This window comes from Mariniflexile soesokkakense, assembly GCF_039650365.1.
GTDB lineage: Bacteria > Bacteroidota > Bacteroidia > Flavobacteriales > Flavobacteriaceae > Mariniflexile > Mariniflexile soesokkakense.
In genome coordinates this window covers 150677-172646 of sequence record NZ_JAZHYP010000007.1, presented here as the reverse complement: position 1 = coordinate 172646, position 21970 = coordinate 150677, and the positions used below count along the sequence as shown (strand labels likewise).

Genomic DNA, 21970 nt, shown 5'->3' with positions numbered 1-21970 from the left:
TTTTTTTAAGTTAAGAATCAAGCTAAATTGTGTACAAAAACTTTCAAAAAAACAGTCTTTACAATATTGCTTTTTTAATAAAAGGAGTTAAAAAGGTTTAAAACATATAAAGTTGTAACAATACGTCCTTTTCCATTATCTAAAATATGCTCGCCAAGTTGTTTTTGGTCTTCAATTTTTAAATTAAAAGGAGCTTCAAGTAAATTTACACCACTATTTTGTTTGATTCGAATACCTTGCCCAGAAATAATATTTTTGTTTGGAATAAAGTTGCCTAATGGTAGGTGTTCGGTTAAAATAATGTATTTATAAGCTTCTAGTTTTCGAACAACGTTCTGTATTTCTGTGTTGGATACATGCTGTAAAACTTGACGTAATATAACGCAATCAGCTTTCGGAAGTTCATCTTTTGCAATATCCAAACAGTGAAACTCTAGGTTGTCTTCTTTGTAGGTGTTTTTGTTTCTGTCAATTAGGTTTTCAACAATATCGATAGCAATATACTTTTTTGTGTATTTGGTAAGGTGTTTTCCAATATTAAAATCGCCACAACCCAAATCGCAAACTACTAAGGAATTGTTGTGGGATTCTAAAAAGGCAATTACGGCTTTTAAATAAGGGTTTATAATTTTGGGGTCGTAAGAACCTGTTCCAGAATAAAAATCAAATTCCTTTCCGCCCCAAAGATGCATGTTGTAAATCTGGTTCATGGCATCTTGGGTTGGCCAAGGGGTCTTTGTTTTTTTTGCCACGTTTTTGAGCTAAGTTGTTAAGTAAAACCTATTTTTGGTATTTCTTAATTACTAAATATTTTAACTGGGTATCGCCAACGTTTTTAATGCCATGTTCCATCCAAGAAGGGCAATAAAAACTGGTATATGCGCCTGCAACTGTGGTTTTGCCATCTAAATAAAATTCGGCAGTGCCTTCAACAACAAAAAAGAATTCATCTTCAACGTGTTTATGTGGTGGGTGGGTAGATAAACCTGGTGCAACAACGCTCATTTTTAGTGTTCTTCCGTCAATAAAATCTTTGTCGGCAAACCAAAATTGGTAACCAACTTCGGTAGGTATGGTTTTGTCCATGGTGAGTTCGGAAACACAATTTTCAATGCTGTATTTTTTTTCAGTTGGCGTTGTTTCTGGTTTGTCTTGTGCCGATAAAGAGAAGCAAATAGTTAAAGATGTAAACAGAAATAAGAATGAATTTTTCATAATGTAGTATTTTAAGAATTATACTTAGATAGTTAGCTAATTTATAGTTTTTATGCTAAGCGTTAAGTTGTTGTTATATTAAATTTAAAAAGTATCCAAAAATAGCGCTTCCAAGGACTATAAAAGCACTATTTAGTTTTTTAAATGCAAAAACCAGAATTAAACTGGTAATGGCAATGATAATGGTGCGCCAATCTGTAATGCTGTCTTTTCCCATTTCAAAACAAACCGCAACAATTAAAGCTACAGCAGCTATGTTTACAGCATCTAACGTGGCTCTTATTATTTTAGATTTTCGCATTTTAGGTATTAAAGGGTTTAAAACCAAAACAAATATAAACGAGGGCAGGAAAATACCAATAGTGGCAACCAATGCACCTGAAACGCCGTGCATTTGCCACCCAATAAATGTGGCGGTTGATAAAACTGGACCTGGTGTCATTTGTCCAACTGCAACCGCATCAATTAACACTTGTCTGGTTAACCAACCGTTGGCAACCAATTCGGAATCCAGAAATGCAAACAAAACGTATCCGCTGCCATATAAAATGGCGCCTACTTTTAAAAAAGTAAGAAATATTTTTAGACTTCCAACGTTTGTTGGATTTGCTATTTGAAGAAATAAAAAGGGGATAAAACTATTTAAATTCGATAGTCTTTTTTTTATAATATAAAGAAGAAGACCTAGCAGTCCACATCCAAAAAGTGCTATAATTTCATTAACACCTAGTAAACAAGCCGCCAGGGTTAGTATGCCTAAAATGGCAAGTTCTACGGTTTTAACCGCTTTTTTACCTAATCGAACGGAAGCGACTATAATAATGGCAATAACAGCAGGTTTAATACCGTAGATAAATGGCTTTACATTTGGTAATGCACCATATTGTTGATACATGTATGCAAAAACAGAGGTAATAAGTACCGCAGGAATAATAAAGCACAAACCCGCAACAATTAAGCCTTTCCAGCCAGCACGCTCGTGTCCGCAATGCATGGTCATTTCGGTTGAATTTGGTCCTGGAATTAAGTTTGTAGCTCCAACAAGATCTAAAAAGTGATCTTGTGTCATCCACTTTCTTTTTTTTACAACTTCATCTTCCATCATGGCAATATGAGCTGCTGGACCACCAAATGCAATGCTGCCCAGTTTTAAAAACAGTTTTGCTATTTCTATTAATTCTTTATGTTGAGACATTTAGCGTCACTTTAAGATAATTTAAAGGCGAAGTTAAATTTTTTAAACTGAAAATGAAACAGAATTTATGAGTAGTAGGTTATTTAAAGTGCCTTCTAAATATTTTATTTGAATTCGTATTTTTAATATGCAAATTGCTTCAAGATTCATGCGAATTCTGTGTAATGATAACTATTGGCGATGTATTTGCATTTGAAAGTTCAAATCAATGCGAAACTACTTTTAGTCCAACTATGGAAATAATTAAAGTAGATATAAAAAACAATCTCCAGAAAGTGGTGGGTTCCTTAAATAGCAGTATTCCAACAAGTACGGTTCCAACAGCTCCAATTCCTGTCCATACAGCATAAGCAGTTCCTATAGGCAGTTTTTGGGTGGCTTTTACCAGAAGAAGCATGCTTATTGCTAAACAAATCAAAAATCCAACATACCAATAGGTGGCTGCAATTCCTGTTGTTTCTTTAGCTTTCCCAAGACACGATGCAAATGCTACTTCAAATAGTCCTGCTATTATTAATAAAATCCAATTCATTTATATTTGTTTTAGTCTCTATAAGGGTTGTTCGAGTCTTGTTATTTATTTCTTGAGCTATTACAAATCGCCATCTCTAAAATGAATGCCTGTTGTTTCAATAGTTTCATTTGGTGTGGTTAAGGCACTGGGTTTTGTGTTTAAAAGAACATGGTCTAAACGTATGTTTTCACCACCAAGAACATCAATTATAGTATCTTGTGTTTTAATGCTTGTATTTTTAATGCTAACGTTTTTAGCATCATTAATAAAAATAAGATTGCTGCAATTGGCATCAACATTATCGATGGTTAAATTAGTTAGTGGCGATTCTGGAATACCATAAACTTTTAAGAAATGAGTCCCGTTTTCAATAATAATATTGGAAATGATGATGTTTCGGTAAAAAGGCGTGAGGCTGTTTACCTCTCTAATAGGAAGTCTGTTTGCCAATTCGCCCACATACGCGGGTGTTCCTAACATATCCCATTTTATGCAGGTCGCTTCCAGGTTCATCCGAATTCGATTGTAATGCAAATTTTCGCCACCGCCACCTCTTGGGCGACGGGTTTTAAACCTGATGCCAACACCTGTACCATCAAATACACAATCGTGCACATATAAGTTTCTAATAATACCAGCAGTTTCACTTCCGCAAGTAATACCACCATGCCCTTTTAATGCTAAGCAATGGCGCACCACTACATTTTCGGTTGCTCTGTTTACATTAAGTCCGTCTTCACCGCGTCCAGATTTCATAGTAAAGGCATCATCGCCTGTGCTTAAGGTGCAATATTCAATAAGTACATTTTTAGAAGATTCTATATCGATGCCATCGCCACGAGGAATGCCTACCGAATTTACTGAAACCCCGCGAATAATAACATGATCACAATATACAGGAACAATGTTCCAAAACGAGGTGTTTTCTAATGAAACACCTTCAATATAGACCTTTTTGCAATTAATAGGCGAAATGAATTTAGGAGGAAATATCCAATCTTCTTTTGTGCCATCATGAATGCGTTCTTCGGCGGGTTTTGTTAAATCCACTAAACTTTCTATAGGGGTCATGTACGAGCGTTCTTTTATTTCGCCTCCATAAGGACCAATAAGTCTGCCTTTTCCTGTTATGGCAATATTTTCTTGATTATTGGCGTAAATGCATGCAGCGAGCGACATGACTTCTAAGCTTTCAACACGCGTAAAAACAGCAGGTTGGTAATCTTTAACATCGGTACTGAACTTTATAATGGCACCATCTTCAAAATGAAGATTTATGTTGCTTTTTAATGAAATACGCCCCGTTTTCCATGTGCCCTTTGGAATAATTACAGTACCACCACCTAATGCACTTAACTCATCAATAGCATTTTGTATAATGTCTGTAATTAAATCGGTTTCTTTAGCATGCCTATCTTTGATATTGGTGCTTCTATTTGGAAACGTTGGTTTTTCAAATGTTGGCATCGAAAAAGGAGCAACAACAGAAGCAATCGTGTCTGGTAAAACGAGATGCCCTACTTGTTCTTTGGTCGGGATAGTTTCTAGTTTGCTATAATCTGGGCCAACGCTTGGTTGTTTGCAATTAAAAAATAAAGATATAGAAATTAAGGCAAAAAAAGTTCTCATTTTGAAAGTTTAGTATAGCTGTTAAAATACGAAAGTATGTTTTTAGATGGTATTACAAATGCTGTTTTGTTCGGTGGTCTATTTAGTAAATAGCATGCAAACAATTTTACTAGTTGAGGTTCTTCAACTTGCAAAACAAATCCCAAACAACTACCCCGCAACTTACCGAAATGTTTAAAGAGTGTTTGGTGCCATATTGTGGAATTTCCAATATGACATCACTGGCGTTAACCACGCTTTGAGCAACGCCTTTTACTTCATTACCAAAAATTAAAGCGTATGTGGTATTTGCTTCGGGATTGAAATGGTCTAGCATAGTGGCGTTTTCGGCTTGCTCGATAGCACAGACTTTTGCCTTTTTTGCTTTCAACTTTTCAACGAGTTCAAGTGTGTTTTCTACATACTCCCAATCTACAGTTTCGGTGCTTCCCAAAGCTGTTTTGTGTATGTCTTTGTGTGGCGGTTTTGCCGTAATGCCACAGAGGTAAATTTTTTGAATTAAAAAAGCATCACTGGTTCTAAATACCGAACCAATGTTATTCAGACTTCTAATATTGTCTAATACAATAATGATGGGTGTTTTTTTAACTTCTTTAAAATCTTTAACGCTTAATCGGTCTAACTCATTGTTTTTTAATTTGCGCATGGGTTGTTTTTAGTTTTCGTTATTGCGAGGTACGAAGCAATTTCTTTATTTTTGGTTCAAATTAAAAGATTACTTCAGTCATGCTTCCTTCGTAATGACGATTATGGGTTGTGAATAATTATCAATAACTTCTAAAGCAACCACTTCAAAGAAAATAGAAAAATAGTTACATTAGCAAACTTACTAAAAAACAAAATCCTTTGGCATCTAAAAGCAAAAAAGAAACCCCGTTAATGAAACAGTACAACGCTATTAAAGCGAAGTATCCCGATGCTTTATTGTTGTTTCGTGTGGGCGATTTTTATGAAACCTTTGGTGAAGATGCTGTTAAAGCTGCGGGTATTTTGGGTATTACGCTCACAAAACGGGGTGCAGGTAGCGAGAGTGAAATTGAGTTGGCAGGTTTTCCGCACCATTCTATAAATACATATTTGCCCAAATTGGTAAAGGCAGGACAGCGCGTCGCCATTTGTGATCAGTTGGAAGACCCAAAACAAACAAAAACTATTGTAAAACGTGGGGTTACCGAATTGGTTACGCCTGGGGTGGCGTTTAATGATGAGGTGTTGGTATCGAAATCAAACAACTTTTTATGTTCGGTGTATTTTGATAAAAAGTATATAGGGATTTCATTTTTAGATATTTCTACGGGCGAGTTTTTAACATCGCAAGGAAATGCGGAGTACATTGATAAATTACTGCAAAATTTTAACCCAAGTGAAGTGTTGGTTTCCAAGCAGAAACGCACGCTTTTTAATGAAACTTTTGGGAAAGATTTCCATACCTTTTATATGGAAGATTGGGTATATCAAACCGATTATGCCTACGAAACGCTTATAAAACATTTCAACACAAAAACACTTAAAGGTTTTGGCGTTGAAGATTTGTACGAAGGTATCATCGCATCGGGTTCCATTCTTCATTATTTGGGTGAAACACAGCATAACAAACTGCAACATATTACTGCTATTTCTAGAATTTCTGAAGACGCTTATGTGTGGATGGATAAATTCACTATCAGGAATTTGGAACTTTACAATTCTACCAATAACAATGCGGTAACGCTTTTGAATATTATTGATAGAACCATTTCGCCCATGGGTGGGCGTTTGTTGAAACGTTGGTTGGCATTGCCTTTAAAAAGTATTGAAAAAATAAAACAGCGCCATGAAGTGGTTCATTATTTAAAAAATGAAAATGGCACGCTTCAAAAAGTACAAAACCACATTAAACATATTGGCGATTTGGAACGCTTAATTTCAAAAGTAGCAACGGCAAAGGTTAACCCACGCGAGGTTATTCAGCTTAAAAATTCGTTAGAAGCCATTGTTCCTATTAAGTCTTTGGCAAGTAATTGTGATAACGAATCGTTGAAAATTATTGGCGATACACTTCAGGGTTGCGACATGTTACGAGCAAAAATAAAAGAAATGCTTAATGAAGATGCGCCTGTTAATGTGTTAAAAGGACATACAATCGCTCCAGGTTTTTCATCTGAATTAGATGAATTGCGTGGTTTGTCAAAATCTGGGAAAGATTATTTAGATAAGATGTTGCAACGTGAAAGTGAACGCACTGGCATCACATCTTTAAAAATAGATTCGAATAATGTGTTTGGATACTATATTGAAGTGCGTAACACGCATAAAGATAAGGTGCCACAAGAATGGATACGTAAGCAAACTTTGGTAAGTGCGGAACGTTATATTACCGAAGAACTCAAAGAATACGAAACTAAAATTTTAGGCGCTGAAGATAAAATATTAGCCATCGAGCAGCAGTTGTTTGCAGAGTTAGTGGGTTGGATGAACCAATATATTAAACCAGTGCAACAAAATGCTTTTTTAATTGGGCAATTAGATTGTTTGTGTGGTTTTGCACAGTTGGCAACCGATAATAATTATGTGTACCCCGTTATTGATGAGTCGTACGATTTAGAAATAAAGGATGGTCGCCACCCTGTTATAGAAAAGCAATTGCCTATAGGTGAGGCCTATATAGCAAACGATGTGTTTTTAGATAGAACCAACCAGCAAATTATCATGATTACGGGGCCTAATATGTCTGGTAAATCGGCTATTTTGCGTCAAACGGCTTTAGTTGTGTTACTGGCTCAAATAGGAAGTTTTGTGCCAGCAAAAGAGGCTAGAATTGGTTTGGTTGATAAAATTTTCACCAGGGTAGGCGCGAGTGATAATATCTCAATGGGCGAATCGACTTTTATGGTGGAGATGAATGAAACCGCTTCCATTTTGAATAATATTTCCGATAGAAGTTTGGTATTACTAGATGAAATTGGTCGTGGTACCAGCACTTATGATGGTATTTCCATAGCTTGGGCGATTAGTGAGTATTTACACGAGCATCCTGCAAAACCAAAAACCTTATTTGCTACCCATTATCACGAGCTTAATGAAATGACAGAAACCTTTGGTCGCATTAAAAACTACAATGTTTCGGTAAAAGAGTTGAAAGACACTGTGCTTTTTATAAGAAAACTGGTTGAAGGTGGTAGTGCGCATAGTTTTGGAATACATGTAGCAAAAATGGCGGGTATGCCACAGCAAGTTTTACATCGTGCTAACGCTATTTTGAAGAAATTAGAAAAGTCGCATTCCAGTGAAGAACTTACCGATAAGGTAAAAACATTGGCAGACGATATGCAACTTAGTTTTTTTAATTTAGATGATCCGCTTTTGGAAAATATAAAAGAAGAAATATTACATATTGATATTGATACACTTACGCCTGTTGAAGCCTTAATGAAACTGAATGAGATTAAGCGTATGTTGGTTAAGAAAAAACGTGCTTAAAAATAATTTTATTTATTTTAATAAAAGGCTTTGGTTTTAGAAGAAATATTTTAAATTTGCATCCGCAATAGCGATATTGCACGTTCTTAAAAATTGCGAAAGTAGCTCAGGGGTAGAGCATCACCTTGCCAAGGTGAGGGTCGCGGGTTCAAATCCCGTCTTTCGCTCTGAAACTTTCTTTAAAATATACCAAGACGCTGAGGTGGTGGAATTGGTAGACACGTTGGACTTAAAATCCAATGGCCATTAGGCTGTACGGGTTCAAGTCCCGTCCTCAGTACTAAAGCCTTATCAAAATTTTGATAAGGCTTTTTTTATTTATTATATTCTCTCTTTTCATAGTGATAATCTGTTAATATCTACAGTTAAATCGAACTTTGGTTTTTTAAATTGTAATCTTTCAAGGAATATCAAAATACCCCGTTTTATTTACCTTCATCAAATAAACGTAACCCATTAAAGCAGTTTCTCAATTATTTTTTAAAATGTATTAAGAGCGACTTTTAAATAAATATCCTATGAAAAGAATCATTAATCTATTAAAAATTTCTAATTTAGAAAACTGTCCAATAATATAAGATATGATGAAGACTTGCATGTTCTTTTCCTTAAAGTCTATTGTTCTAATGAGTTTGATTTTTGTTTTTGGGTGTTCAAATACTTCTGAAACCGAAAAATACACTATTGGCTTTTCACAAACAGGTATTAGCGATGAATGGCGTAAATCCATGAATCAGGCTATGGAAATTCAAGCAGGATTTTATCCGGAATTGGAACTTAAAATTCTTGATAGTGAAGATGATATAGATAATCAACTAAAAGATATAGAGCAACTAATTTCTGAAAAGATTGATATCTTAATTGTATCGCCAATTAAATCTAAACCAATAACCCCAATTGTTGAAAAAGCTTTTAAAAGTGGTATTCCGGTTTTAGTTGTAGATAGGAAAACCGAAGGAGATAATTATACCGCTTTTTTAGGAGGTGATAATTATGAGGTAGGAACAAATGCTGCCAACTATTTAGCGTCACTAACAAACGAAAATAAAAGAGTAATTGAAATTAAAGGGCTTGCAGGTTCTTCACCAGCCCTAGAGCGTAGCTTAGGTTTTAATGATATTATTAACGCAACCAAAAATTTAGAAGTTGTTAAAGCTATTGAGGGAAACTGGGAAAGTTATTCTATAAAGGATAGTTTACGAGATGTATTGGAAAGTATAAAAGATATTGATTACATATTTGTACATAACGACCGGATGGCTTTGGGTGCTTGGGAAGTTGTAAGAGAGAAAAAACTTCAAGACCATATAAGAATAATAGGAGTTGATGGTTTAAATGGGCCAAATGGAGGTATACAATTGGTGAAAGAAGGTAAATTATTAGCTACCATATTATATCCAACAGGAGGAGATGAGGCGATTCAGTTGGCTTTAAAAATATTAAATGGTGAACGTGTTGCAAAAAATAATATTTTAAGCACCACAGTAATAGATTCGCGTAATGCCGATATAATGAACAAACAATTTGATAAGATATACCAACAACAACAGGATATAGATTATCAGCGAATTAAAATAGGCAAGCAGGAAAAGAGATATACAACACAAAAACAAACATTACAGTTGCTTTTGGCACTGTTAATTATCAGTATCATTTTAGGGGCATATAGTATATATTCTGGATATAATATTAGAAAGAAAAAAAGAGAACTAGAATTACGAAATTCTAAAATCACCATTCAACGAAATCAAATTAAAAAGATAGCTGAAGAAGTTAAAATTAGTAACGAAGCTAAAGTTAATTTTTTCACAGGATTGTCCCATGAATTTAAAACACCTATTACCCTTATTTTATCTTCAACAGAATCATTAACAGATAATAAAGTAATAAGGGATAACAAACTATTAAGCGAAGTAGGTTTAATATACAATAACTCGAAACGATTATTGCGATTAATAAATCAATTGCTTGATTTTAGAAAGATTGAAGACCGTAAGTTTATCTTAAAAGCTTCAAAAACAAATTTGTATCAATTTTCTTATTTAATTTTTAATGATTTTAAACGTGAAGCACAAAAGCGGAGCATTAACTTCACAATTAGTACCAATAATGAAGATTTATCGGTTTTTATAGATAGAAACTTAATGGACAAGGTGTATTTTAACTTACTGTCTAACGCCTTTAAATTCACGCCTAATAACGGTGTTATTTCTATTGATATTCAAGATGACTTTGATAGTAATTTTGTGAAAATACATTTTAAGGATTCTGGCATAGGAATCCCAAAGAAAGAAATAGATAAGGTTTTTCAAGCCTTTTTTCAGGGATCAAATAACAATAAAACAAGCTCTGGTATTGGCTTGCATTTGTCTAAAGAATTTATTGAATTACATAAAGGTTCTATTGAAGTTATTTCTAAACATGGAACAGAATTTGTAATTACCTTATATAAAGATAATGTGCATTTAGATTCCGATGAAATTATTTATGAAGCTGATGTTGTTGATAGTTCGCTTTTAAGTTCGCATTTAGATTACGAAGACGATAGTGTCACCGAATCATTGGTTTTGAATGATGAAGATCATTATTCCGTTTTAATAATTGAAGATAACCTCGATTTGGTAAAATATTTGAGAGGTAAATTATCTTTAGAATATAGTGTACACGTATCTGATGGTACCGATGCAGTAGAAAAAGCTCTAGAGCTTATACCAGATATTATTTTGTGTGATGTTAGTTTACCTGAAAAAAGTGGTTTCGACATTTGTGAAATATTGAAGAAAGATTTAAGAACGTCTCATATTCCTATTATAATTTTAACAGCATTAAATAATAAAGAATCTTATATTAAAGGATTGGAGTCTGGTGCAGATTTGTTTCTCACTAAACCATTTAGTTTTTCCATTTTAGCGCAATCTATAAAAACACTTATTTATAATCGCGAAAAGCTTAGATACTATTTTGTTAATAATGTCCATAATATCGATGCCTCTGGCAATTTTGGGTCTATGGAGCAAGAATTTATTTCTATGTTGAATAAAATAATAGATAATAATATGGACAATTCTAAATTTTCTGTTGAAAATTTAGCAAACGATTTAAATATATCTCGAATTCAGCTTTATAGAAAAATGAAGGCCATTATGGGCGTAAATGTTAGTGATTATATTCAAAATATACGATTGGAAAAAGCAAAAAACATGCTATTGAATACGCCATTAACAATATCTGAAATAGCTTATGCTACCGGATTTTCTTCTCCTAATTATTTTTCTACAAGCTTCAAAAACAAATATGATAAATCCCCAAAATCCTTTAGGGCATAATAATTATTAGTAGACTTTTATCTTTCTTTTGTGTTGTTATTATTGTAATAATACAGGTGTTTATTTGTGATTTTTTTATTATAATGATTGAAAAACGGGATCATTGTTAAATTTTATGAGTTTTTTTTGAGAAATTGATATCTGATTCATGTCCATGTAGGTAACAATTTTAAACAAAACATGTAACATTTTTGAATCTCTTAATTAAATGTTAAAAATGTTTTTAATTTAAAATGCTAATAATCAATTGATTATGTGTTTATTTTTATCTTTTGAACAATTTCGAATTTATATGATACAATTCTAAAATACGGAAACAGTCTTTCAATGTACTTTGTGAACACTAAACTAAATACACCACCACATGAACAGAAAGATACTAATCTGGTCCATTACCGCAGCTCTAGCAGGTTTCTTATTTGGCTTTGACACGGTAGTAATATCGGGCGCAGAGAAAAAGTTACAATTATTATGGGGTTCTTCCGATATGTTTCATGGCGTAGTTGTTATAGGTATGGCATTATGGGGTACCGTTGTAGGTGCCTTTTTTGGTGGTATACCTACTAATAAGTTAGGACGTAAAAATACTTTAATATGGATAGGGGTTTTATATACCATATCTGCCATTGGTTCTGGTTTTGCAAACGATCCTTATACATTTGCATTTTTTAGATTTATAGGAGGCTTAGGGGTAGGCGCATCCACTGTGGCAGCACCGGCTTATATATCGGAAATTGCGCCAGCTAAAGATAGAGGCAAGTTGGTGGGGCTGTATCAGTTCAATATTGTATTTGGTATTCTTGTTGCTTTTCTATCTAATTACTTGTTAAATGATATAGGTGAAAGCGCATGGCGTTGGATGGTAGGTGTTGAAGCATTTCCTGCTGCAATTTACACGGTGTTTGCTTTAACAATACCCAAAAGCCCGAGATGGCTGCTTACTAAATTTAGAAATAGTGAAGCCATAGGTGTTCTAAAAATTATTAATCCAGATCAAGATCCAGAAAAACTCATGATGGAGATTCAGGACGAGATGGATAATACTGTACCTAATGAAAACATATTTTTAAAGAAGTATAGGTTTCCGTTAATTCTGGCATTTTTGATCGCTTTTTTCAATCAATTATCAGGAATTAATGCCTTGCTTTATTATGCGCCTAGAATTTTAACTGAAGCAGGATTAGCAGAAAGCTCAGCACTTTTAAGTAGTATAGGTGTAGGTGTTACAAACTTGCTATTTACATTATTAGGTATTTTTCTAATTGATAGGTTAGGAAGAAAGCAACTCATGTATATCTGCTCTTTTGGTTATATTGTATCCTTATCATTAGTGTCGGCAGCATTTTTCTTTCATTGGGAAGGCAGTTCTATGCCCATCTTTTTGTTCATGTTTATTGCCGCACACGCCATTGGACAAGGTACAGTTATATGGGTGTTTATTTCAGAAATTTTCCCTAATCATTTAAGAGGCTCGGGGCAATCGTTTGGCAGCTCGGTGCATTGGGTGCTAGCCGCTGTGGTACCTTCTTTGGTTCCCGTTTTATTTTCTACAATAGGCGCAGGTATGGTTTTCTTGTTCTTTACTATCATGATGGGCTTCCAATTGCTGTTTGTAATATTTATGATGCCAGAAACCAAAGGCATATCCTTAGAAGAATTAAGTAAAAAATTAATAAAAGACAGAAGTCGAACTAATTAAAATGAAACATATGAAATTAAAAAAACTGATTTTTATAATGCTTCTTTTGGTGGCATTTATCAGCTGTAAAAAAACAACTGAAGCGAAACAAAGTGATGTAGAGATAGCTCTGTCTTATTCGGAAGAAGAGTTATATCGTCCTAATTTTCATTTTACTCCTAAAAAAGCATGGATGAACGATCCTAATGGTATGTTTTTTTACAACGGATATTATCACCTATACTTCCAGTACCATCCAGAAAGTAATGTTTGGGGGCCTATGCATTGGGGCCATGCTATTAGCACAGATATGATTACTTGGACTGAGCTACCTATAGCCATTTATCCAGATGAATTAGGCACTATTTTTTCAGGAAGTGCAGTAGTTGATATTAGTAACAGTTCTGGTTTTGGCGAGGTAAGCAATGCTATTCCAATTGTGGCGATGTATACAAGTTCAAAACAACTAGAGGGTACTGATAACTGGAAACAAACACAAAGTATTGCCTATAGCAATGATGAAGGTAGAACGTTTACAAAATACGAGAATAATCCAGCAATTGATAACAATGAAATAAAAGATTTTAGAGACCCTAAAGTAACTTGGGATGAAGAGCGGGAAAAATGGGTCATGGTACTTGCTGCTGGTGATAGAATTATGTTTTATGATTCTAAAGACTTAAAAAAATGGAATTTACTTTCAGATTTCGGACAAGGTATTGGCGGACATGGTGGCGTTTGGGAATGTCCTGATTTGTTTAAACTACCAGTTTTAGGAACTGAAGAGTCTAAATGGGTGCTTTTTGTAAGTATAAACCCTGGCGGCCCTAATGGAGGAAGTGCTACCCAATATTTTATTGGAGATTTTGATGGTACTACATTTACAATGGATAAAGATTTTGAAACGGCATTAAATAAAGAACATAATTACTGGATAGATTTTGGTAGAGATAATTATGCTGGCGTTTCATGGTCTAATGCTACAAGAAGAGACGGTAGCAAGCTCATGCTAGGTTGGATGTCTAATTGGGATTATGCTCAAGTAGTTCCTACCGAAACCTGGAGAAGTGCCATGACAATTGCTAGAAAAGTACAGCTTCAAAAAAACAATAATGGCTATAGATTATTGATTAATCCTGTGGAAGAACTTACTAACTACAGAAGCACAAAATATAAAAAAGAAAATATAGTGATAAAAGAAGATACAAAAATTATAGATTCTGGTGCTATTGATTTGGCTAGTGCAGAAATTCAATTTAATATTCCAAACTTAAAAGAAACTATATACACATTTAAATTATCAAACAAGCTAGGGGACGAATTGTTATTTGGCTATGATAATATAAAAAAGAAGTTTTTTATAAACCGTAAGAATTCTGGCAAAACAAGTTTTTCTGAAAAATTTGCAAATAAAATTTCAACGGCTTCAAGAACATCAACCAATAAAAACCTTTCGGGCACAATTATTCTCGATAAAACATCTATAGAGCTGTTTTTTGATAACGGCGAAACTGTAATGACAGAAATATTTTTTCCGAACTCACCACTCGATAAACTAAGTATTGAACCTAAAGACCAAGAATTTATTCTTGGCAAAATTGAAATTAACAAACTAAATTTTAACTAAAACTAATTTATTATGAAATGTAAAAAACTCTTTTTATTAACGCTTTTTGCACTTTTGAGCATAGTTGTTCAAGGTCAAATTAGCGGAACGATTACAGATCAAGCGGATGGTATGCCGCTTCCCGGTGTATCTATAGTTGTAGCTGGTACCACGAAAGGGGCAGCTACGGATTTTGATGGAAATTATACACTAGACAATGTAGCTAGTGATGCCACATTGGTTATTAGCTATATTGGTTATAAAACCCAACAAGTACTAGTAAATAATCGTACTGTAGTAAATGTTGCTTTAGCTGCTGATGCTGCCCTACTGGATGAAATAGTAGTGACAGGATACTCTAGAGAGCGTAAAGTGGATGTTACAGGTGCAATTACTGTGGTCGATCTTGGACCAACAAAAGGAACAAGTTTAAGTTCTGGTAGTGCCATACAAGGATTGCAGGGGCAAGTGCCTGGTCTGTTTATAGAAAAAAATGGCGATCCAACAGGAACTAGTAATAATGTTTTAATTCGTGGCGCAACAACATTAGGAAATAACGATCCACTTTATGTTATAGACGGTGTGCCAACTGTAAGGCAAGAAGTTTTTGCCAGTTTAAACCCTAGTACAATAGAATCTGTTCAAGTATTAAAAGATGCTTCTGCATCTTCTTTGTATGGAGCACGAGCAGGTAACGGGGTTATTATTGTTACAACAAAAAACAGTGCTAAGGCAGCAGGAGGAGAAAAATTTAGTGTAAGTATAAACTCTAATATATCGATGTTGTCTGAAAAAAAGCAACGTTATGATATGTTAAATGCACAGCAAAGAGGTGAAGCATTATGGCAAGCATCTGTTAATGATGGTGCAGATCCTAATGGAGGCTACGGTGAATTATATAATTTTGATTGGAACGGCGATTTTAATAACCCAGTGCTGAATAGTGTTACGGTACAACCGTTTGTAGGTGGCGATACATCTGTACCCGCAGGAGATACCGATTGGCAAGATGAACTTTATCAAACAGGTTATGTTTATAATAATGAAATCTCAGTTTCTGGAGGTACTGATAATTCGTTTCATTTATTAAATATTGGACATTTAAGAAATACGGGGATTTTAAAATTCACAGGTTATGAAAGAATTTCAGCAAAATTAAATTCTAATTTTAATTTGTTCGACAATAAGTTACGTATTGGTATTAATACCCAATTTTCAACATCAGATGAAACATTGGCATCCAATGATGTTGGTAGCGCACCAACACCAACTCTTGGTATTAGTTTGGCGCCTACGTTACCTGTATATGATGCTAATGGAGATTACGCAGGGCCTTTAGGAGCTGGGTATTCTGATAGAAATAATCCGCTTTTAATGCAGGATTTGAATAAATGGGATAATACAGATAGAACCACCATGTTCGGAAATGTTTATGCAGAGTTCGATATCATGGAAAATTTAACATTTAGAACAAGTTTAGGTCTTGATTACGGTGATTATAAAAGAAGAGATATTGAACGAAGAGTTTTCAATGGCTTTGTAACTCGAAGTGATAACAGACTTATAGAATCTACAAATAAATTCACAAGTGTTGTATTTACTAATACATTGAATTATCAATTGGAAATTGGTGAAGATCATAAAATAGGCGTTTTGTTAGGTACAGAATCAATAAAAGATGATTTTGCCAGTGTTAGCGCTTCGGCAAATACGTTTGCAGTAGAAACAGAGTCATTCTTTCAGCTAAATGCAGCAACAGGAGCTCGTACCAATACAGGTTCATCAACAGGAAGCAGATTATTATCGCAATTTGGTAAAGTAAATTATGCGTTTCAAGACAGATATTTGGCGTCTTTTACATTGCGTAGAGATGGGTCGTCAAGATTTGGTGTTGAAAATAGATACGGTATTTTTCCAGCAGGTACTTTAGGTTGGAGAATAAGTAATGAAGATTTTTGGAAGGATAATGATATTGTTAATACTTTAAAATTAAGAGCAGGTTATGGTGAAGTTGGTAACCAGACTATTGGAGATGTGGCTCGTTTTGGTTTGTTTGAATCTAGATATGGGGCAAATCAAAATCAATTTGTGCCAGATTTTTTCAATATTTATTATAACGTAGGTACTGCATACGATTTGAATGGAAGTAATGGTGGTACGTTGCCATCAGGTTTTGTGTCTATACAAGCATCAAACCCAGCCTTAAAATGGGAAACAACTAAAGAAATAAATTTAGGTGTCGATTTCACTTTGTTTAGTAATAACATAACAGGATCGTTTGATTACTTTACAAGAAAAACAAGTGATATCTTAACAACCCCACCAATCGCTTCGGTTATTGGTGAAGGGCAACTGCGCGTGTTAAATGGAGCAACTACCAAAACAAATGGTTGGGAATTAGCGCTTGCATATTCAAAAAAATTAAATAATGGTTTGACTATAGGGGTATCAACAAATTTCGGATCATTTAAAGATGAAATAACAGATTTACCAGATGAAGTAGTGTCGTCTTATCCTGGAACTACAGAGAATTCTATAATAGGGCACTCACAATTTTCAATTTTTGGATATAAAACAGCTGGATTATTTCAAAGTCAAGCAGATATAGACTCTAGTCCTACCCAAGTAGGAGCTAGACCGGGAGGTTTAAAATTTCAAGATTTAGATGGTAACGGAAGTATTGGCGGTGAAGATAGAGACTTTTTAGGTACCACATTGCCAGATTTAGAATATGGTGTGCGAATTGATTTAAACTATAAAAATTTCGACCTATCAGTCTTCGGATCTGGCGTTACGGGAAGAATTGGTCAAGACCCATATATTTTCTGGAACAACTTTGTGCAAGGGAGAGAGAACGCTGGTTTAGGTGTGTTAGATGCATGGACACCTACTAATACAGGTGCTTCAATACCTTCTCTGTCATTAGCATTTAATGATCAGAGAATTTCAGATTATTTATTCAGAAAAAATTCCTATTTCAAATTAAGAAACCTTCAATTTGGTTATTCATTGCCAGAAGAAATGATAAGTAAATGGGCTGGAATGACAGGTTTAAGAATTTACTTTCAAGGCGAAAACTTATTTTGGGTAACACCTAGCGATTACATTGGTTCAGATCCAGAACGTACAACCGTAGAAAATATTCCTGTCCCTACAATACTTTCAGTAGGTCTTAATATAAACTTTTAAAAATTGGTAAACATGAAAAATATAAAGAAATTATTAATAGGAATTGTAGCTGCATCTTTGATAGTAGCCTGTTCCAAAGATTTTTTAGAATACGAACCCGAAGGTGTTTTGTCTAATGAAAATGTTGCTACAGCAGAAAATGCAGAAGCTTTAGTAGTTGCTGCCTATGCAGGTATTGCAAATGATGAAATGATAGGGCCTTTAACAAGTATGTGGGTATTTGGTAGTGTCCGTTCTGATGATGCTTATAAAGGTGGCGGTGGTCGTAGTGATGTTGATATTATTGACCGCTATGAACAATACAATTTAACAATTGCCGATGACCCTTCAGATTGGATGGGACCAAGAACATGGACAAATTATTACAAAGCCATATCAAGAGCAAATTTTGCTTTATCTGTAATTAATGATATTCCAGATGCTGATTATGCAAATAAAACTTTAAGACAAGCTGAGTTGCGTTTTTTAAGAGCTCATTCTCACTTCATGCTTAAATTATTGTTTAAGAAAATTCCATATATCACCGAAGGTTTATCACAAGAAGAACTTTTGCAAATTTCGAATGATGCTGATAACGATGCCTTGTGGAATACTATTGCCGATGATTTCTTGTTTGCATACAATAATTTGCCACAAGCTCAAGATCAAGTTGGTAGAGCCGATAAAAATGCAGCGGCTGCATACTTAGCAAAACTACGTTTGTATCAAGCCTATGAGCAAAATGACACACATCAAGTAACTAATATTAATGCTGCAAGATTACAAGAAGTTATTGATTATGCTGATGATGTTACTGGTGCTTTAGAAGCAGATTATGGTAATAATTATTTAGATGGATTTGATAACGGTGCAGAATCTATTTGGGCTGCTCAGTTTTCAATAAATGACGGTACAACTGTTAGTAGAGTAAGTTTTGTTACGGGGTTAAACTCACCGCATGGCACAGGATTATACGGTTGTTGTGGTTTCCATTTGGCAAGCCAAAACATGGTGAATGCCTTTAAAACTGATGTTGTTACGGGATTGCCTTTATTAGATACGTTTAATAATACTAATATTTTTAATGTAGTAGATGGTAGTGGTAAAACACCACTAGCTCCGGGTGTCACTTTAGATCCAAGAATAGATCATACGGTTGGTATTCCTGGTCGTCCGTTTAAATATCGTAATACAGTTAATGCTACTGGGGATATGTTGTACAACTTTAGTTGGGCAAGAGATCCTGGCGTTTATGGTTATTTTGGTAATATGAAAGAGCAACAAGCTCCAGATTGTTCATGCTACGTAAAGGAAGGACCATTTGTTGGAACTTCTAAAAATATTGATTTTATACGATATGCCGATGTGCTATTATTTAAAGCTGAAGCCTTAATTCAATTAAATCAAGTGGATGCGGGTGTAACCATCATAAACCAAATTAGAACACGTGCAGCAGCAAGTACACAAAGACAACTGGATGCGGGTGCTTCAAACGTTTACAATATAGGAACCTATCCAATGGGGATGTCTAAAGCAAATGCATTAAAAGCGTTAATGTTTGAAAGACGATTAGAGTTTGGTATGGAAGGGCCAAGGTTCTTTGATTTAGTAAGATGGGGAATGGCTGAGCCAGTACTTAATGCGTATTTAGCGGTTGAAAAAACCAGAAAGGACTTTCTTGCTAATGCACAGTTTACTGCAGGACGTGATGAATATTATCCAATACCACAAAGGGAAATTGATTTTACTGGTGGGTTGTATGACCAAAATTCAGGATATTAAAAGTAAAGTGTTATTCATTTGTTTAGTTTTTTTAATTCCAGAGGTCTTTATAACTTAAAGACTTCTGGAATATTTAAAATAAACAGGTTTGCAATCTTATGTTATAAGTGAAATTTTCAAGAATATTTATTAAACTTAACTTATAAATTTATTGCCTCCCTAAATGTTACTGCCTACATAATCATTTAATTAAGCATATATTATGAAAATCAAATTTAATAAAACGATTATTTTATTTTTTGTCATTTCTTATTGTAGCGCACAAACTATAATTCCTATAGAAACCAAAGATTTTGCGATGGTTTTTAAAACAGATAACCAAAATCGGTTATGGAATATTTACTTCGGAAAAAAATTAAGTGATATTTCAGATTATAAAGACATTGATGGACAGTATTATTTTCCTAGTTCAAATGCAGGTATGTATAATGCTGCATATACCCCATCGGGTACTTGGAATTTATCTGAACCAGCCTTACAAGTAAAACATTTTGATGGAAATTTATCTACCGAACTACATTTTGTAAATGTAAATACTGAGGTAAATAATGAAGAAACCATTACAAAAATCACATTAACAGATCCAGTTTATAAATTAAAAGTGGTTTTAAATTATAAAGTTTGGTCAAACTTGAATGTGGTTGAGCAATGGACAGATATCACCAATAATGAGGATGGTGCCATTGAGCTAAATAAGTACGCCTCAGCAAATTTGTATTTTACTAATAAAGATTTTTATTTAACACATTTTCAAGGTGAGTATTTAAAAGAAATGCAGCCTGTAGAAGAAAAACTCACTCAAGGCTTAAAAACAATCGAGTCTAAATTAGGCACGCGTGCCATGTTATTGGGAACTCCTAATTTCATTGTTTCATTTGAAAACCATCAAAGTGAAGATGAAGGTTTGGTTTTACTTGGTCAATTAGCTTGGAGTGGAAATTATAAAATAGATTTTGAAATAGATTCATATAAAAACTTAAGATTAATTGCAGGTATTAATCCTTATGAGTCTAATTATTACTTAAAAAAGGATGAGACTTTTAAAACACCTTCGCTTATTTATTCAATATCTAATAAAGGGACAGGTCTAGCATCCAGACAATTACAGTCTTGGGCAAAAAAATACAGAGTTTTAAATGGCGAAGGAGATAGATTAACTCTTTTGAATAATTGGGAAGCTACTTATTTTGATTTTAATGAAACTAAACTTTCAAAATTAATTAAAGACACAAAAGATTTAGGGTTGGATTTATTTTTACTTGATGATGGTTGGTTCGGAAATAAATATCCTAGAAATAATGATGATGCAGGATTGGGGGATTGGGAAGAAAACCGAAAAAAGTTGCCAAATGGATTGGGTTATTTAGTTAAAGAAGCCAAAAAAAGTAAGGTGAAATTTGGAATATGGATTGAGCCAGAAATGGCGAATCCGGAAAGTGAATTGTTTAAAAATCATCCGGATTGGATTATTAAACAACCAGAGCGTCCTGAAAAGTTATATCGCAACCAAATGGTGTTGGATGTAACTAATCCGGAAGTACAAGATTTTATATATGATGTGGTCGATAACCTGTTTACTCAAAACCCTGAAATAGCTTTTATAAAGTGGGATTGTAACGCGGTAATTTACAATGCTTATTCTGCCTACCAACAGCAAAAAGGAATCCCACAAACACATCTTTACGTGGATTACGTATTAGGACTGTATAAAGTGCTAGAAAGAATTAGAGAAAAATATCCTAAAGTACCCATGATGCTGTGCTCTGGTGGTGGTGGTAGAGCGGATTATGAGTTTTTAAAATATTTTACTGAATTCTGGCCAAGTGATGATACCGATCCTATCGAACGTATTTTTATTCAATGGAATTATTCCTATTTTTTTCCTGCAATAACAATGGATTGCCATGTAACCAATTGGGGAAATCAACCTATTAAATTGAAGGTCGATGTAGCTAGTATGGGAAAATTAGGATTTGATGTGGATGTAAGCCATATGAATGAGAAAGATTTGGAGTTCACGAAAACAGCTATTAAAAATTACAATCGTTTTAAAAATATGGTGCTTCATGGCGAACAATATCGTTTGTCTAGCCCGTATAAAAACCCGTTTGCGTCTTTAATGTATGTCCATAATAATCAATCCCTGGCTATTATGTTTAATTATCTCAGCTCTAATAGGTTTATGGAAAGAATGACCAAGCGACCTATTAAATTGAAAGGGTTAGATGCCAATAAAAAATACAGTGTTAAAGAAATAAATCTATATCCAGGGGTAAAATCCACATTAAATGAATTGATTGTTTATTCTGGGGATTTTTTAATGACAGTAGGTGTAAATCCTGAAGTGGATACTAAAAGGACAAGTGTAATATTATTGATTGAAGAAGTGAATTGAGAT

13 protein-coding genes and 2 tRNA genes are annotated in these 21970 nt (G+C 34.2%); 9 read left to right on the top strand and 6 right to left on the bottom strand.

The window, feature by feature from the left end; genetic code table 11:
- Positions 1-74: 74 nt before the first annotated feature.
- The 6 genes from VP395_RS13565 to VP395_RS13540 form a co-directional block, all read right to left on the bottom strand.
- On the bottom strand, positions 75-752 hold the full coding sequence (locus tag VP395_RS13565) for a class I SAM-dependent methyltransferase (protein ID WP_346242560.1): 678 nt from the start codon (positions 750-752) through the stop codon (positions 75-77).
- Between the two features lie 28 nt (positions 753-780).
- On the bottom strand, positions 781-1215 hold the full coding sequence (locus VP395_RS13560) for a cupin domain-containing protein (RefSeq protein WP_346242559.1): 435 nt from the start codon (positions 1213-1215) through the stop codon (positions 781-783).
- 73 nt (positions 1216-1288) lie between these two features.
- A complete protein-coding gene (gene chrA / locus VP395_RS13555; protein ID WP_346242558.1) occupies positions 1289-2410 on the bottom strand; it encodes a chromate efflux transporter in 1122 nt (373 codons plus the stop codon).
- Between the two features lie 205 nt (positions 2411-2615).
- Positions 2616-2942 (bottom strand): DMT family transporter, encoded by a 327-nt coding sequence (locus VP395_RS13550; RefSeq protein ID WP_346242557.1) that lies wholly within the window; start codon positions 2940-2942, stop codon positions 2616-2618.
- A gap of 60 nt (positions 2943-3002) precedes the next feature.
- On the bottom strand, positions 3003-4553 hold the full coding sequence (locus VP395_RS13545) for a glycoside hydrolase family 28 protein (RefSeq protein WP_346242556.1): 1551 nt from the start codon (positions 4551-4553) through the stop codon (positions 3003-3005).
- 109 nt (positions 4554-4662) lie between these two features.
- Positions 4663-5199: an RNA methyltransferase gene (locus VP395_RS13540; RefSeq protein ID WP_346242555.1), complete on the bottom strand. Its 537-nt coding sequence runs from the start codon at positions 5197-5199 to the stop codon at positions 4663-4665.
- 200 nt (positions 5200-5399) lie between these two features.
- Here VP395_RS13540 and mutS point away from each other — a divergent pair, with 200 nt between their 5' ends.
- The 9 genes from mutS (at position 5400) to VP395_RS13495 (ending at position 21967) form a co-directional block, all read left to right on the top strand.
- The gene (gene mutS, locus VP395_RS13535; protein ID WP_346242554.1) at positions 5400-8012 is read left to right on the top strand and encodes a DNA mismatch repair protein MutS; all 2613 of its coding nucleotides are present in this window, start codon (positions 5400-5402) and stop codon (positions 8010-8012) included.
- Between the two features lie 95 nt (positions 8013-8107).
- A tRNA-Gly gene (locus tag VP395_RS13530) sits at positions 8108-8179 on the top strand.
- A gap of 29 nt (positions 8180-8208) precedes the next feature.
- A tRNA-Leu gene (locus tag VP395_RS13525) sits at positions 8209-8292 on the top strand.
- Between the two features lie 346 nt (positions 8293-8638).
- Positions 8639-11338, top strand: coding sequence for a hybrid sensor histidine kinase/response regulator transcription factor (locus VP395_RS13520; RefSeq protein WP_346242553.1), 2700 nt, complete (start codon positions 8639-8641; stop codon positions 11336-11338).
- A gap of 364 nt (positions 11339-11702) precedes the next feature.
- Positions 11703-13037 carry a sugar porter family MFS transporter gene (locus tag VP395_RS13515; protein ID WP_346242552.1) on the top strand — a complete coding sequence of 445 codons (1335 nt, stop codon included), beginning with the start codon at positions 11703-11705 and terminating at the stop codon, positions 13035-13037.
- A 10-nt stretch (positions 13038-13047) separates the two neighbouring features.
- Positions 13048-14643: a glycoside hydrolase family 32 protein gene (locus VP395_RS13510; RefSeq protein ID WP_346242551.1), complete on the top strand. Its 1596-nt coding sequence runs from the start codon at positions 13048-13050 to the stop codon at positions 14641-14643.
- A 12-nt stretch (positions 14644-14655) separates the two neighbouring features.
- Positions 14656-17811 carry a SusC/RagA family TonB-linked outer membrane protein gene (locus tag VP395_RS13505; protein ID WP_346242550.1) on the top strand — a complete coding sequence of 1052 codons (3156 nt, stop codon included), beginning with the start codon at positions 14656-14658 and terminating at the stop codon, positions 17809-17811.
- Positions 17812-17823: 12 nt separating this feature from the next.
- Positions 17824-19572 carry a RagB/SusD family nutrient uptake outer membrane protein gene (locus tag VP395_RS13500; RefSeq protein ID WP_346242549.1) on the top strand — a complete coding sequence of 583 codons (1749 nt, stop codon included), beginning with the start codon at positions 17824-17826 and terminating at the stop codon, positions 19570-19572.
- A gap of 202 nt (positions 19573-19774) precedes the next feature.
- Positions 19775-21967: an alpha-galactosidase gene (locus VP395_RS13495; protein WP_346242548.1), complete on the top strand. Its 2193-nt coding sequence runs from the start codon at positions 19775-19777 to the stop codon at positions 21965-21967.
- The last annotated feature ends 3 nt before the right edge of the window (positions 21968-21970 follow it).

Coding starts and splice junctions, on each gene's coding strand:
- VP395_RS13560 (WP_346242559.1), bottom strand. CDS start 1,215: ATGAAAAATTCATTCTTATTTCTGTTTACATCTTTAACTATTTGCTTC.
- chrA (WP_346242558.1), bottom strand. CDS start 2,410: ATGTCTCAACATAAAGAATTAATAGAAATAGCAAAACTGTTTTTAAAA.
- VP395_RS13550 (WP_346242557.1), bottom strand. CDS start 2,942: ATGAATTGGATTTTATTAATAATAGCAGGACTATTTGAAGTAGCATTT.
- VP395_RS13545 (WP_346242556.1), bottom strand. CDS start 4,553: ATGAGAACTTTTTTTGCCTTAATTTCTATATCTTTATTTTTTAATTGC.
- VP395_RS13540 (WP_346242555.1), bottom strand. CDS start 5,199: ATGCGCAAATTAAAAAACAATGAGTTAGACCGATTAAGCGTTAAAGAT.
- VP395_RS13520 (WP_346242553.1), top strand. CDS start 8,639: ATGAGTTTGATTTTTGTTTTTGGGTGTTCAAATACTTCTGAAACCGAA.
- VP395_RS13515 (WP_346242552.1), top strand. CDS start 11,703: ATGAACAGAAAGATACTAATCTGGTCCATTACCGCAGCTCTAGCAGGT.
- VP395_RS13510 (WP_346242551.1), top strand. CDS start 13,048: ATGAAATTAAAAAAACTGATTTTTATAATGCTTCTTTTGGTGGCATTT.
- VP395_RS13505 (WP_346242550.1), top strand. CDS start 14,656: ATGAAATGTAAAAAACTCTTTTTATTAACGCTTTTTGCACTTTTGAGC.
- VP395_RS13500 (WP_346242549.1), top strand. CDS start 17,824: ATGAAAAATATAAAGAAATTATTAATAGGAATTGTAGCTGCATCTTTG.
- VP395_RS13495 (WP_346242548.1), top strand. CDS start 19,775: ATGAAAATCAAATTTAATAAAACGATTATTTTATTTTTTGTCATTTCT.